Below are 14411 nucleotides of genomic sequence, written 5' to 3'. Positions count from 1 at the left end.
AGATATGGCTACCGGCACCGTGTTCCGCCGGATCTCACCGACCGAACGCATGTATTTCCCGATGCGTGATCTGGCGCCGCCGTTCCTCATGCAGCTCGTCTTCCCCGGTGAGGGCGAGATCGACCCGGAGCGGTTGCGGCAGGCGGTCGCGGTCGCTTCGGCCGCGTGCCCGGGATCGCGGTTGGTGCGCCGGGGCCGCGACTGGGTCGACAGCGGTGTGCCCGCCGCGGTGCGGGTGGTGCGGGACCGGACGATCGACTACGACTCGCTCGACGATGATCCGGTGGTGCACAGCCCGATCGGGCCCACCGACGAATCGACCTGCGAGGTGCTGCTGCTCACCGCGCAGCCGGTGACCCTGATCTTCCGGGCCTTCCACGGCGTGATGGACGGCATGGGCCTGGTGACGTGGGCGTTGGCCGTGCTGGCGGCCCTGCGCGGCGAGCAACCGCGGCCCATGCCCGATCCGGTCGCCGACCAGGAGCTGGTGCGGCGCGTCGGCGCCCCGGGCAAGCCGACGTTGATGCTGCCGCGATACCGCGCCGCCGTCGGACATGGTCGCCAGGTCTCCGGCCAACCACGACATCTGTTGCGCCGCCGCACCATCGCGTCGAGCGCACCCGGCGCGGTCGCCAAGATCGCGGCGATCCTGGCCGAGCAGACCCAGGGGACCTCGCGGATCATGATGCCGGTGGATCTGCGCCGTCACGATCGGCAGCTGCGCTCCACCGCGAATCTCGCGCTCCCCCTGTTCTTCGACATCACCGCGGGAACATCGTGGACCGAGATCAACGACATGAAGCGCGCGGGTCTGGCGCAACGGCTCGAGCTGAATCAGATGGACAACAGCGGGTTGGCGCAGATCCCGCAGCCCGCGGGCCGTGCTCTGCTGCGCACCCTGAACTGGCTCGGCGCCGGGTTCGGCCGCAATCTCGCCTCGGCCACCGTGTCGCATATGGGCCGATTCGATCTGGGCGAACTCGCCACACCCGGGTTCCGGCCGGTGTCGGTGCTGATCCTGCCGCAGCACAGCGTGGCGATGCCGCTGCTGTTCGGGTTGATGGAATCGGGCGGGAAATCCGAGCTGACGGTCTCGGCCCGCAATGGACGCGGTATCGCCGAGCGGCTGGATGCGCTGCTCGACCGCATCGTGGCGGGCTTGGAAGCCGGAGTACCCGCCGATGACGAGAGCGCGCGATGAGGGCCTGGGCGCGATTGGTCATCGCCCGGCCGCGCACCGTCCTCGCGGTGGTGATCGGGCTGATGCTGCTGTGCGCGGCCTACGGCGCGAGCGCGGCGGAGAAGGTCGGCGCGGCCGGATTCACCGATCCGGGTAGTGAATCCAGTCGCGTGGACGCGCTGGTCCGGGCGCAGGTCGGGCCGACCAGCGCCGACGTCGTCGTCGTCTACACCGCGCCGGACGGGCAGAGCCTCGAGGCGATCGGGCCGCAGATCACCGCGGCCATCGAACGGATCGACCCCGCCCTGCTGGCGCGGCCGGTGGAAAGTTACTGGAACAGCACTCCGCCGCGCACCCAGTTCCTGCGCTCGGCCGACGGCCGCCAGGGACTCGCGGTGGTCTTCCTCGCAGGCGACGACAATCAGCGCATCACCGCCTTCGCATCCGTCGAACCCGGCCTCCAGGTCCCCGGAATCGACACCAGGCTGGCCGGTTTCAGTGCCCTGGCCGATGAGATCACCACCCGATCCCAGCGGGATCTGATCGTCGCCGAGTCCATTTCTCTCCCGATCACCCTGCTCATCCTGGTGTTGGTGTTCGGCGGGCTGGCGGCTGCGTCGATGCCGGTGCTGGTCGGTGCGCTGGCGGTGGGCGGCTCCTTGGCGGCCATCCGGGCCTTGACCGAATTCACCGCGGTCACCACCTTCGCGGTCAATATCGCGTCGCTGATCGGGCTCGGCATGGCGATCGACTACGGGCTGTTCCTGGTCACCCGATTCCGGGAGGAGAGAGCCGGCGGACGCGACCTGCCCGCCGCGATCGAACGGACCTGCGCGACGGCCGGGCGCACCGTCGCGTTCTCGGCCGCACTGCTGATCTGTGCCTTCGCCGGCACGTTCGTCTTCCCGCAGCCGGTGCTGAGATCGCTCGGGTTCGGTGCGATCGCAGCGGTCGCGCTGGCGGCGGCACTCTCACTGACCGTGCTGCCCGCGATGCTCGTGCTGTTCGGGGCCAGGCTCGGCGCCTCGCGCGAACGCGGCCGTACCGAGCGGTTCTGGGGCCGCGTGGTCGATGCGGTGCTGTGCCGTCCGGGTGCGGTCGCCCTAGGGGTGACGGCGGTGCTGCTGGTGCTGGCGACACCGCTGCTGGGAGCGCGGCTCGGCGATATCGACCATCGCGCACTGCCCACGGACAATCCCATGCGCACCACCGTCGAGGAACTCACCGACCGTTTCCCAGCCGCCAACAGCGGGGTGACCGCGCTGCTGCACGGCCTCGACGGTGCGGCTCCGCAGGACGCGGCCATCGCGCAGGTGATGCGCGAGATCGATGCCGTGCCCGGGGTGGGTCCGGTGTTCCAGGCCGGGCGCGCAGCGGATTTCGTCGTCGTCCACGCGATGCTCGACAGCGCCGACCGCAGCGACGAGGCCATCGCCGTCGTCGAGGCGGTGCGGGCGCTCGAACCGCCCGCGGGCACCGGCCTGCGGGTCGGCGGCGATACCGCGGCGACCATGGACAGCGTGGATTCGATCACCGCCGCCCTGCCCTGGATGATCGCGGTCATGGTGCTGGCGACCCTGCTGCTGCTCGGGATCGCCTTCCGCTCGATCGTGCTGCCGATCAAGGCGGTGGTCATGGCCTTCATCAGCCTCGCCGCCACCTTCGGCATCCTGACCTGGATCTTCCACGACGGACATCTGGCAGGCGCGCTCGGTGTGACACCGGGGCCGCTCGCCGCGGGCATGGTGGTGCTGATCATCGCGGTGGTGTTCGGACTGTCCACCGACTACGAGGTGTTCCTGCTGTCGCGGATGGTCGAAGCCCATCACGCGGGCGCGAGCACCGCCGAAGCGGTGCGCACCGGAACACTGCGCACCGCCCGCGTCATCACCGCGGCGGCCGTGCTGCTCATCATCGTCACCGGCGCGTTCACCCTCTCCCCGCTCACCCCGATGCGCTTCCTCGGCATCGGCATGATCCTCGCGCTGATCATCGACGCGACCCTGGTACGCATGTTGCTGGTACCGGCGCTGGTTCAGCTGATGGGGCCGGTGAACTGGTGGATACCCGGATCTCGCCGGCGCGCGGAGCCGAACCCAGATCCGTCGAACACCGCTGCGCGCACACCGATCTCGAGTCCCACAGCAGGAGGCTGACCAGCGCCGACCCACAGCCCGAACGGGGGTCAGCGATCGCCGAGGTCGTGCACGGCGCCCTCGGCGATCGACTGCAGCTTGTCCGGGTTGGCGACGTTGTGGATGGCGATGATGCGGCCCTCGGGATCGAGAGTGACGGTGAGGGTGGCGATCACCCGGTCGGGACCGCGGAACAGCACGCCGGCGGCACCGTTGATCTCGACCAGCTCGACCCGCATGTCGGCCGGCGCCACGCCCTGGTAGGGGCGGGTGCCGATGGCCGCGAACCAGCTGGCCACCCGGTCGGCGCCCACCACGGGACGCATCGCCTGACGGACCTTGCCACCACCGTCGGTCCACAGCGTGACGTCCGGGGCCAGCAGGTCCATCAGCGTGTTGATATCGCCGCCGGTCGCGGCCGCGACGAACCGGGTGGTGACGTCGCGCTGCTTGCCGCGGTCGGCGCTGAACCTCGGCCGCCGCGCCTGCACATGCCCGCGGGCGCGGTGCGCGGCCTGGCGCACCGCCTCCTCGGAGCGGTCGACGGCCTCGGCGATCTCGGCATAGCTGAAATCGAAGACCTCCTTGAGCACGAACACCGCCCGCTCGATCGGACTGAGCGTTTCCAGCACCACCAGCATCGCCATCGACACCGATTCCGCACCGGTGACGTCGTCGACGATGTCACCGGTGGTCAGGATCGGCTCGGGAAGCCACGGACCGACATAGGTTTCGCGTTGATAGCGGGTGGAGCGCAGGCGATCCATGGCCAGGTTGGACACGATCCGGGCGAGATAGGCCTTGGCGTCGGTGACGCGCGAACGATCCACCGTCGACCACCTCAACCAGGCATCCTGCACCGCGTCCTCGGCGTCGGCGGCGCTGCCGAGGATGCGGTAGGCGACGGCGAACAGCAGGTTGCGGTGTTCGTCGAAGAGCTGCTGAGCGTCGTCGGATGCGGTCATCGCGCACCTGCGCGGCGGGTGTAGCGGCCACCGCTGGGCCAGATCGCACCCGATCGCGGGAACTTGGTCATACGCTGGAAGGTCGGCCACGGCGAAGAACTCACCGTCTCCTTGTACCAGGTCGCACGCTTACCGGTCAGGTGCCAGCGGCGCGGCGAGCTGTCCGGCTTGGTGAACTGCACGACGGCGTCGTTGCGGCCGAGGCTCACCGGCGTGTGGTAGTAGCCGAAGCGGAACGCCTTGGGCTGCTTGCCTTTCAGCTCGCGGGCCAGGCAGACCGCGGCGTGCACACCGGTCGGCATGCCGCTCTGGCAGGTGCCGTGCATGAGGCCATATCCCTGTTCGATGGCGGCGGCGTCGCCGACGGCGTAGATGTCGGGGTGCGAGATCGAGCGCAGGGTGGCATCGGTGACGATGCGGCCGCGCTCGTCCACGGCACACCCTGCCGCGGCCGCCACCGGGTTGGCCCGGACACCGCTGGTCAGGAGCACCGCGTCGGCGGCGATGCTCTCGCCGTCGGCCAACTCCACCGAATCGGCGAGCACCTTCACCACCTCGGCGTCGCTGCGCACCTCGACACCGAGCCGGTCCAGCGTCGCCCGCAGGTAGGCGCGCGGCTTATCGGCGATGGCGGCGCCGGGTTCGTCACGTCCCAGCAGCATTACCCGCAGCCGCGGATACTGTTCGGCGATTTCGGCGGCCGCCTCGATACCGGTGAGCCCGGCGCCACCGACCACGACGGTCCCGGCCTCGAGCCGGTCCAGGCGCGCGGCGAGGGCCGCGGCGTCCGCGGCACCGTCGAGGGTGAAGGCGTGCTCGTCGGCGCCGGGCACCCGGCCGGTGTCGGCGAGGCCGCCCAGGGCGTAGACCAGGCTGTCATAGCGCAGCAGTCGCTGGTCATCGAGGCGAACCGTCTTCGCGTCGGGGTCGATCGCCGCCACCCGGCCCCGGACGAACCCGACGCCGATGCCGTCGAGCAGTTCCGGGATGTCGAACTCGGCCAGCCGCTGGCCGGTCGCCACCTGATGCAGCCGCAACCGCTCCACGAAACGCTCGTCCGCGTTGATCACGGTCACCCGCACATCGTCGCGCCGCTTCACCCGGGCACCCAGGTTCACCGCCGCCGACATGCCCGCGTATCCGGCGCCGAGGACCAAGATGTCCCGCCGCGCCGTTTCGTTGGTCTCGTTGTGCTCGCGCATCGTCGTATCCCTTCTGAACAATCGGTCGATGCACCCGAGACGTAAGGTGGGCCGCCGAACGTGACATCCAGAAAAGTGACGTGCGTCACATGAGATGCGGTGATCCGAAACCGCGAGCGCGGATGACAACGCCTGCTCTGGCATCGCCGTGCGCTGATACGGGGATGGCACGCGTCGAGCCGGGCCCGGCCGGCGTTCACTCCACTCGGTGGCTCAACCCGCTGGCGCGCAGCACCCGTCGCGCGGTCGCGGCGCGGATGGCGGCATCGGTGCCGATGATGCGGACGTGGCCGCGGGCGCGGGTGATGGCGGTGTAGAGCAGCTCGCGGGTGAGCAGGGTGGATTCGGGTTCGGGCAGGACGATGGTGACGGCGTCGTACTGGCTGCCCTGGCTGCGGTGGATGGTCATGGCGAAAACGGTGACCACGGAGGGGAATTGGGTGGGATGCACGAGGTAGGGTTCGCTGCCGCGTTGCAGGGCGACTCGCAACGACCCGTCGGGTTGGCGGATGACGACGCCGGTATCGCCGTTGTAGATGCGGGCCTCGTGATCGTTGGCGGTGACCAGCAGCGGTTGTCCCGGATACCAGGTGTTCTGCCCGGATTCGGGGCCTGCCCCCGCGGCGGCGGCCCATTCGCCGGCCATTCGGTCCCAGCGTTCGACGCCGAACGGGCCCTGGCGGTGGGCGCACAGCAGCCGATGTGATTCCAGCGCCGTGAGCGCGGCGGCGGCGTCACCGGCCAGGGCGGCCTCGGTGACCCGACGGGCGGCGGTGATCACGTCGGCGCGGACGGCGGCCACGTCCTCCGGTTCGCACAACGACAGCGCATCGCCGCCTTCGCGCAGCAATCCCAAGGCGGTCTCGGAGTCACCGGCCCGCACCGCTACCGCCAGATCGGCGATCCGGCCGCCGAACCGCCGCCCGCGGGTGAGCCGGACGATGCCGCCGCGCAACCGGGTCTGCTCCAGCTCGGTCAACGCCTCCGGATCCGCCGATGGCTCGGCCGCCCGGCCGATGATCTGGTCGAGCACCGGATTCGGGGCGCCGACCACCGGGCCTGCCACCAGGTCGGCGAGCACCGCGCCCGCGTCGACCGAGGCGAGCTGATCCGGGTCGCCGACCAGCACCAGCCTGGTGTCCGGGCGCAGCGCCGCCATCAGCCTGCTCATCATGGTCAGCGACACCATCGAGGTCTCGTCGACCACGATGACGTCATAGGGCAGCCGATTGAATTCGTGATACCGGAAGCGGGTGCCGCGACCGCGCTGCCAGCCGAGCAGCCGGTGCAGGGTGGAGGCGCTCAGTTCCGGTAGTCCGAGGTCGGCGGCCTGATCGCGCACCGCTTCCTGCAGCCGCGCGGCCGCCTTACCGGTGGGGGCGGCGAGCGCGACCCGCAGAGCCGGCGCCTTCGGGTTCGCACGCTGATGGGCGTCGAGCAAGGCGATGATGCGGGCGATGGTGTGGGTCTTGCCGGTGCCCGGACCGCCCGCGACGACGGTGGTCCAGTGGGTCGCGGCGAGCGCGGCGGCCAACCGCTGCCGGTCCGGCGCTGTGGACCCCGCTTCCGTTGCGGGAGTGGCGAACAGCCGGTCGAGTTCGCGACGCACCACGGCCGGCACGACCACCGGATGCCGGTCCGAGCGTTCGGTCAGCACCCGACGGATGGTCTGTTCCTGCTGGTAGTAGCGATCCAGGTAGAGCAGCGGCCCGCCCGCACGGCGATCCTCGACCAGCCGCAGCGGGCGCAGCGGCCCGGCCGCGCCACCGATCACGAGGGGGCTGACCCGCAAAGCCGCGAGCACGTCGTCGAATTCCGGCCACGGCAGGGAGGCCGGATCGACGGTGGTGTCCCAGGTTTCGTCGGCGTCGATGCCGATCTCGCGCATCCGGGCCAGCTCGAGGCACACCGAACCCGAGCGCACTGCCCGCACCGCCAAAGCCGCCGCGAACAGCGCCGCTTCGGACTCCTCGCGCCCGAGCCGGCCCAACCGCACGGCGACGTGCACATCGGCGGCCGAGAGCACCCCGGCTTCGTTGAACGCCCGCAGCAGTCCGGTGCCGCGCTGCGCGATCTGGATCGAGGTCACTGCGGCACCTCCCGCATCGGCCCTGCGGCATGTCCGGTTCGGGCAGCACAGAATGCTCGCGCACTCACCGCGCACCGCCTGCCAGCAGGTCCGAGAGCTCGGTGATCAATGCCGGCGGCGGAGTCCAATCGAACACTCCGCGCCCGGGCGGGGTCTCCGGTCCGATCATGCCGCGCACGAACAGGTACGCCGCACCGCCGAGATGGCGCGCCGGCTCATATCCGGGCAGCCGCCACCGCAGATAGCGGTGCAACGCCACCGAATACAGCATGGCCTGCAGCGGATAGTGCGAACGCATCATCTCCGCGGCCATCCGGTCCCTGGTGTAGTGCTCGACGGTGAGCTCGCCGGTGCCGAGCCGGTTGGTCTTGTAGTCGACGATGACGAAACGGCCGTCCGCGATGCGCAGCACCGCGTCGATGCTGCCGGTCAGGTAGCCGCGCAACGGGTTGTCGTCGAGGGCCTCGAGGTGATCGGCGTAGGTGGCGAAGACGTCGGCGGCGGGCAGATGCGCCCGTAGCAGTGCGGCTATCGCACGCAGGGTCGCGGCGTGCTCGCCGGCCTCGTCACCGCCGGCCAGCGGCAACTCGAATTCCAGCTCGCACAACCGGTCCCGGGTCGCGATATCGGCGAGGGCGCCGAAGGGGGTCGGTGTGCGCAGCACCGCCAGCAGCGCGGTGGCCAGCAGCCCCGGATCGGCGGCGGCCATCATCTCCTCGATGCTCTCCCGGCAACGCGTCGCGACCTCGGCCGCCAGATCGGCGGCATCGGTGTCGATCCGCTCCAGCACCGCGTGCACCAGGGTGCCGAACTCGGCGCCGTAGGGCAGCTCGTTCATCAGCGACGGCGCACCCGCTTCGGGTTCGGCGGCGAGCACCGGCACGCCGGTGGGCTCGTCGTCGGGACCGCGGCCGTCCTCGGGTTCGCTGTCCGGGGCGACGGCGTGCGCGGCGGCGGTCAGCGCCGAGTAGGAGGTGCGCCGCCATTGCTGGTCGAGCGTGCGGTCGAAGACGGCGGCGGCGAGTTCACCGGTCATCGTCTCGACCTGCACTCGCCGCGGCTGCACCTGCTGCTCACCGTCGACGATCTCCACCGCCACCGCCGGTCCGGCAGCGGCGGCCCACGCCGTAAGCCTTTCCGCGACAGCGGTATCCGACGGAACCGGCACCCGCGGCGCGACCTGTTCGGCTCCGCCGGAACGGCCGAGCAGCATCCGGTGCAACGGCGCGTTGTCGGTGGTGAACGCGGGCGCCCACCACGCCACCACCTGACACATGGCGCGGGTCAGCGCCACGTAGAGCAGCCGCAGTTCCTCACCCGATTCCTCGGCCTCGGCGCGGCGTTTGCGCTCGACGTAGCCGGGTGCGTCGGGGCCGCCCACATCGAGGACGCGGACCTCGTCATCGTGGAACAGCAGCGTCGCGGCCTTGGGATTCCGCGCGCTGTCCCAGGCGAACGGCAGATAGACGACCGGAAATTCGAGCCCCTTACTGGCGTGCACGGTGGCGATCTGCACCGCGGCCGCGTCCCGATCGAGCCGCCGGCTGCGATCGGTGACGGCACCGGAAGCGGGATCGCGTACCCGGTCGGCCAGCCAGCGGGTCAGCGCGGTCAGGCCGTAGCCCTCGGAGACGGCGAGCTGATCGAGCAGCTGGGCGATATGGCGCAGATCGGTGAGCCTGCGTTCGCCGTTCTCGATGCCGAGCAGGCGCGGCGCCAGCTCGGACTCCGCGGACAGCTTCTCGAAGACCGCCGCGAACCCGGCTCGGGTGAACAACCGGGCGGCTTCGCGCAACTGCGCGCTGACCCGCCCGACCAGATCCGCTCCCCCACTGTCGATCTCGGCGGCGGTGACGCCGAGCAACGGCGTGCAGGCCGCAAGTCGCACCCGGTCACTGCGATGCGGTTGTTCGAGGGCACGCATCACCCACAACCAGTCGGTGGCGCTCTCGGTCGCGAAGACGCTGGTACCGCCCGCCAGCACCGAGGCGACACCGACCCGGTCCAAGGCCTCGCGCACGACGTCGATCTGGGAACGGGTGCGCACCAGCACCGCGATATCTCCCGGGTCGATCGGCCGCGGCTCCGCGTGCCCGCCGGCCGCGTCGATCGTCGTCCCCGATTCCAGCAACCGAACGATATCGGCCGCCAGATCGGTGGCGACCTTGGCTCGCATCCGGCCAACGGTCGGGAATCCGGTCTTGTTCAGCGGTCCGGCGCCGGTGCGCGGCAGCACCCGCAACCGGAAGGGCGTGGGGTCCTGGTGGGGCCCGGACAGCCGCGACCACGGCCGGGTCGGAGCCACCGGATAGACGGTGATGGCGTGGTGGCCGAGTGCCGCGCCGCCCATCACCTGGTCGACGGCGGCGAGCAGACCGGCATCACTGCGCCAGTTCACCGTCAGTTCTCTGCGGGTCTCGGCATGGCCGACGGCGTCGAGGTAGCTCAGTACCTCGGCACCGCGGAAGGCGTAGATGGCTTGTTTGGGGTCGCCGACCAGCACCATCGTGGTGTGGCCGTGGAAGACGCGGCGCAGGATGTCCCACTGCAACGGGTCGGTGTCCTGGAATTCGTCGACCAGGGCCACCCGGAACCGGTCCCGGATCCGCAGGCACGCGCGACGGCCGTGCTCGGGATCGGTCAGCACCTCGTGTAACAGCACCAGCAGGTCGTCGAAATCACGCAGTCCCGCGAGGCGTTTGCGGCGCTCGGTCTCGGCGCGCACCGCCAGGGCGAATGCGACGCGCTCCCCGGCCAGGTCGTCGGTGTCGGGGGCCAGCCGGGCGTGCCGGTCCCGGACCGCGGCCAGGGCAAGCGTATGCGCCTCTTTGATGGTGAACGGCGGTGCGGTGCGTGCGTAGCGGTGCAGGTACAGATCGTCGGCGACGGTCTCGGCCAGCTCGTCGACGTTCTCGACCAGCCGCGAGCGCATATCGTGTTCACCCGCCAGGCCCAGCTCGTCGAGCATGCGCTGACAGAAACTGTGCGTGGTCGCGATGGCGCCGGCGTCGAAATCCGACAGTGCCGCCAGCAGCCGGGCCCGGCGGCGCCAGACCTCGTCCTCGTCGGCGGCGGCGAGGTACTCGACCAGCTCGTCCCCGCTCGCGCGCGCGGCCACCGGGTCGGCCAGGGCCGCCGCGACCCCGACGAAGCGATTCCTGGTGCGTTCGCGCAGTTCCTGAGTGGCGGCGCGGCTGAAGGTCACCAGCAGCAGCTGCGAGATATCGATCCCGGCCTCGGCGACATAGCGGACCGCGAGCCCGACGATCGCGTAGGTCTTACCGGTCCCCGCGCTGGCCTCGAGCACCGTGGTGCCGGTGGGCAGCGGGCCGACCGGATCGAAGGCGGTGTCCAGCGACGGCGCGGCAGCGGACGGAGTGTGAATGGTCACGGCTGCCCCTGTTCCTCGGCCCGCAGCAGCGGCGCCCACAACCGGCGCGACAACGCACCGAAGCGGGTGCTCTCACTCGGTTCCCCAGGCGGAGCGGGCGCCGCCGTGAGGTCCTCCAGGCGCGGCGCCGAGCCCCAGATGTAGCGCAGATGACGGTCGGTGTGCTCACCGTACGGGCCGGGACCGTTGGGCCCGCCGAGGAATTCGCGTTCGGCGGCAGCCAGCGCCTCCTCCACCGTGCCGCCCCGGAACCGGCGCTCGGCGTAGGCGGCGGTGGCCGCGGTGGCGATCGGCAACGGCTCGGTGAGGCCGGCATCACGCAGGGCGACCAACTCGCGCAGGATGGTCAGCGCTTCCGGAGCCGACGGCGCGGTCAACTCCGAACGCCATGCGGGACGGCGGAATTGGCCCCGGCCGATGGTCACCGCCCGCCAGGGCCGGTCCTCGCCGGCGGCCAGCGCCAGCAGCGACACCCACGCCGTGATCCGGTGCTTGGGCGCGAGCCGGGAGTAGGTGGTGCGCACCAGGGTGTCACCGCGTACTTCGGGCACCGTCCCGGTCAACCGGCGTCCACCGCCGAGATCGAGCGCGATGTCGACCGCCCGCGCGGGCCGCTCGTACTCCGGTTGCGCGATCCGCACCAGGGTGTCGACGGTGTGTTCCACCTCGTCCAGCACGGCGCCGCCGAGACCGAACGGCGGCAGCGTGCCGCGCCGCCATTCCGCAGCCCGCAGCCCGGCCGGATCGGCGCCGGTGAGCCGAGCGGCCAGCATCCGTTCGCCGAGATCCCATTTCGCCAGGCCGTCCAGCTCGATGGGCAGCCGGTCGGCGATGTCGTCTTCCTGGTCGGGCACCCGCAGACCCAGGCGCTGCCACAGGAACGCGCGCACCGGATGTTCGGCGAACGACAGCAATTCGGCCAACCCGATATCCACCGGCGCGGCCGGCGGCAGCGGCTCGGGCAGAAACGGCGGACGCGGCCGCGGCTTTCCACCCGCCGCCCTGGCACCGGCCAACGCCACGGTATCGAAGCTGAACGGGCGCTCGGCATGGAAATTGCGGCGGTCGAACGACTGCAGGGGATGGCGGGTCACCACCTCCGCCATGCCCGCGGGCCCGACGTGCGCGCGCAACACGTCCAGGAGTTCGGCCACCGGAATGGCCGGTGGCCGATGCGTACCGGAGACCGGATCGGACGCGGTGTGCAGCAGCACCAGCCGCTCACCGGCGGCCATGATCGCGTCCAGCAGCAGTTGACGGTCCTCGGCGCGGTGATCACGCTCGCCGAGCAGTGGGTTGCGGGCGAGTACATCGTCACCGTCCACGCCGCCCGCACGCGGGAACACATCGTCGTCGAGGCCGAGCAGCACCACCACCCGGTGCGGCACCGACCGCATCGGCACCATCGTGCACACCGTCAGTTCGCCGGTGCGGAAGTTGGCCCGGGTCGGGCGCGCCGCCAGGCGTCCGGCCAACAGCACCTCGACGTCGGCCAGCCGTAGCGGCACCGCACCGGCGAAGGCGAGCGCGGCGGCGAGTTCGCGGCGGGCCTCGGTGCGGATCCAGGCCTGGGACTCGGGGACGTCGGTCAGCAGATCCAGGGAGCGGGCCAGCGCGGCGGCCCAGTCGTCGGCCGGTCGGGGGCCGCGCAGATCGCGGAGCGCGACGGCGAGCCGGTCGACGAATTCGGCGAAGCGGCCCGCGAGGTCGACGTCGTTGCTGTCCACATCGTCCAGCGGCAGCGCGAGGTCGAGCCAGTCCTCGGAGCTCTCGCCTGCGGTGACGCCGAGCAGGATCCGGTCGACCGCGCTGTTGAGGGTGTTCTGCTGGAAACCGGCCAGCCCGAAGCTCTGGCGCTGCCGCTGCCCGATGCCCCAGCGCGCGCCGGTCTCGGCGGCCCATTCGCGCAGCCGCTCGATATCGTCGTCATCGAAACCGCAACGGCGGCGCACGGTTTCGGAGGCGGCCAGATCCAGCACCTGGGTGACGGTGACGCGCCCGTCGGCCAGTTCGAGCAGCACCGAGATCACCCCGAGCAGCGGATTGGTGACCGCCCGTCCACGATCGGCCAACCGCACCCGCAACCGATGCGCCGGATGTCCGGGGCGACCCGAATCCCCCACCGGCTCAACCGATCCCGCAATCTTCTGCCCGAATGCCGCCCGCACCAGCGGAGCGTACGCCTCCACCTCCGGGCACATGATCAGCACATCGCGCGGCTCGAGGGTGGGATCGGCGGCGAACATGGCGAGCAGGCAATCGCGCAGCACCTCGACCTGCCGGGCCGGGCCGTGACAGGCGTGCACCTCGACGGTGCCATCGGCGACGGCGGGAGTCACGGGCCAGCGGTCGGCGCGGATCCCGTCCTGCAACGCGTGCAGCAGGCTCGGCCGGTCGGTCGCCGGCGCCCCACCGCCCTCGTGCCGGTCGGTGGCCGCGGCAGGCAACCGCTGCTGCAATTCGCGCACATCGCGAGCCAGGCCCGTGAGCAATGGGTGGTGCACGGCGGCCGCGGTCCGGTCCTCGGCCCTGGTGCGCGCCGGGGCGATGCCGCCGATCGTGTCCCACATCGCCAGGCTCGGATGCGTCAGCCACAGGTGCACCTCGCGGCCCTCGGCCAGCGCCGCGAGCACCGCGAGCTGATCGGCGGGCAACCGGGTGGGACCGAACAGCGACACCCGCTCCGGCAGCGCCACGATGCCTGGTTCGGCGCGCAGCACCGCGCAGGCGGGCGCGAGCCGCTCGGCCGGGCTCGGCGTGCCGATCTCGGCGCGCAGGCAGCGCCACAGCTGCGGCTGCCAGCGCAGATCCTCCGGCACCTGCGATCCCGCCCCGTCGGTGTCGGCACCGGCCGCCCAGTCGTTGATGAGCTGCGGACGTTGCGCGCCGTAACTGTCGAACAGGGCCGCCAGGTGCGCGGCCGTGGCGTAGCGGCGCCCGGCCCGATGGCTGGATTCGCCGTCGCGCAGACCGAGGTGGCGGGCCAGCACCGCACACCAGGGCTCGGTCACCGACGTATCGATCACCCGCAGCAACGTCCACACCACGCGGTCGTGCGCCCACGGATCATCGGCGGGCGCCACCCCGCCCGCGGCGGCCAGCGCCTCGGCCACCAGCGCGGCGGGAGAGGGAAATTCGATATTGGCCGCGATGCCGTCGCCGGAGGCCGCCGCGGAAACTCCGAGCACACCCGAAAGCCGCTGCGTCAGCCACCGTTCCACCCCCTTGGCCGGCACCGCGACCACTTCGGTGGCGAATGGATCGGGCAGCGGCTGCGCCAGCAGCGCGGCCAAGCCGTCGGCCAGCGCGTCGGCGCGTTCGCCGCGATGGATGTGCAGCGGCATGCGCGCCCTTTCCTCCGATGCGGTCCGCCTCGGCACACCCGGCCATCCTCACCGGCCCCGGGTCGAGCACCTCGGCGCTTCGTGCTCTCGTTATACGCCCAGCGA

Annotated in this window: 7 protein-coding genes; 2 read left to right on the top strand and 5 right to left on the bottom strand. The window is 71.2% G+C overall.

Annotated elements, in window-relative coordinates:
- The first annotated feature begins 4 nt into the window (after nucleotides 1-4).
- Together GV790_RS09835 and GV790_RS09830 are read left to right on the top strand one after the other, a co-directional pair.
- Nucleotides 5-1201 (top strand): peptide synthetase, encoded by a 1197-nt coding sequence (locus tag GV790_RS09835; RefSeq protein ID WP_163812799.1) that lies wholly within the window; start codon nucleotides 5-7, stop codon nucleotides 1199-1201.
- Nucleotides 1198-3336, top strand: coding sequence for an MMPL family transporter (locus GV790_RS09830; RefSeq protein ID WP_163812797.1), 2139 nt, complete (start codon nucleotides 1198-1200; stop codon nucleotides 3334-3336). The genes GV790_RS09835 and GV790_RS09830 overlap by 4 nt, the downstream gene beginning before the upstream one ends.
- Nucleotides 3337-3365: 29 nt before the next feature.
- On the opposite strand, the gene GV790_RS09825 is transcribed toward GV790_RS09830, so the two are convergent.
- The 5 genes from GV790_RS09825 to recC all read right to left on the bottom strand — a co-directional run bounded on the left by GV790_RS09825 (nucleotide 3366) and on the right by recC (nucleotide 14306).
- Complete coding sequence (locus GV790_RS09825; RefSeq protein ID WP_163812795.1) at nucleotides 3366-4280, bottom strand: RNA polymerase sigma-70 factor; 915 nt, start codon at nucleotides 4278-4280, stop codon at nucleotides 3366-3368.
- On the bottom strand, nucleotides 4277-5482 hold the full coding sequence (locus GV790_RS09820) for an NAD(P)/FAD-dependent oxidoreductase (protein ID WP_163812793.1): 1206 nt from the start codon (nucleotides 5480-5482) through the stop codon (nucleotides 4277-4279). The genes GV790_RS09825 and GV790_RS09820 overlap by 4 nt, the downstream gene beginning before the upstream one ends.
- Before the next feature lie 196 nt (nucleotides 5483-5678).
- Nucleotides 5679-7571 (bottom strand): exodeoxyribonuclease V subunit alpha, encoded by a 1893-nt coding sequence (gene recD / locus GV790_RS09815; protein WP_163812791.1) that lies wholly within the window; start codon nucleotides 7569-7571, stop codon nucleotides 5679-5681.
- Between the two features lie 64 nt (nucleotides 7572-7635).
- Nucleotides 7636-10962 carry a UvrD-helicase domain-containing protein gene (locus GV790_RS09810; protein WP_163812789.1) on the bottom strand — a complete coding sequence of 1109 codons (3327 nt, stop codon included), beginning with the start codon at nucleotides 10960-10962 and terminating at the stop codon, nucleotides 7636-7638.
- Nucleotides 10959-14306 carry an exodeoxyribonuclease V subunit gamma gene (recC, locus tag GV790_RS09805; protein WP_163812787.1) on the bottom strand — a complete coding sequence of 1116 codons (3348 nt, stop codon included), beginning with the start codon at nucleotides 14304-14306 and terminating at the stop codon, nucleotides 10959-10961. The genes GV790_RS09810 and recC overlap by 4 nt, the downstream gene beginning before the upstream one ends.
- Between the last annotated feature and the right edge of the window lie 105 nt (nucleotides 14307-14411).

Source organism: Nocardia cyriacigeorgica (assembly GCF_010858045.1).
Lineage (GTDB): Bacteria > Actinomycetota > Actinomycetes > Mycobacteriales > Mycobacteriaceae > Nocardia > Nocardia cyriacigeorgica_E.
The sequence above is the reverse complement of the archived record's forward strand: the minus strand, read 5'-3'. Positions and strand labels throughout refer to the sequence as shown.

Excerpts from the sequence above, each read along its gene's own strand:
- GV790_RS09835 (WP_163812799.1), top strand. The coding sequence starts at position 5 with ATGGCTACCGGCACCGTGTTCCGCCGGATCTCACCGACCGAACGCATG.
- GV790_RS09830 (WP_163812797.1), top strand. The coding sequence starts at position 1,198 with ATGAGGGCCTGGGCGCGATTGGTCATCGCCCGGCCGCGCACCGTCCTC.
- GV790_RS09825 (WP_163812795.1), bottom strand. The coding sequence starts at position 4,280 with ATGACCGCATCCGACGACGCTCAGCAGCTCTTCGACGAACACCGCAAC.
- GV790_RS09820 (WP_163812793.1), bottom strand. The coding sequence starts at position 5,482 with ATGCGCGAGCACAACGAGACCAACGAAACGGCGCGGCGGGACATCTTG.
- recC (WP_163812787.1), bottom strand. The coding sequence starts at position 14,306 with ATGCCGCTGCACATCCATCGCGGCGAACGCGCCGACGCGCTGGCCGAC.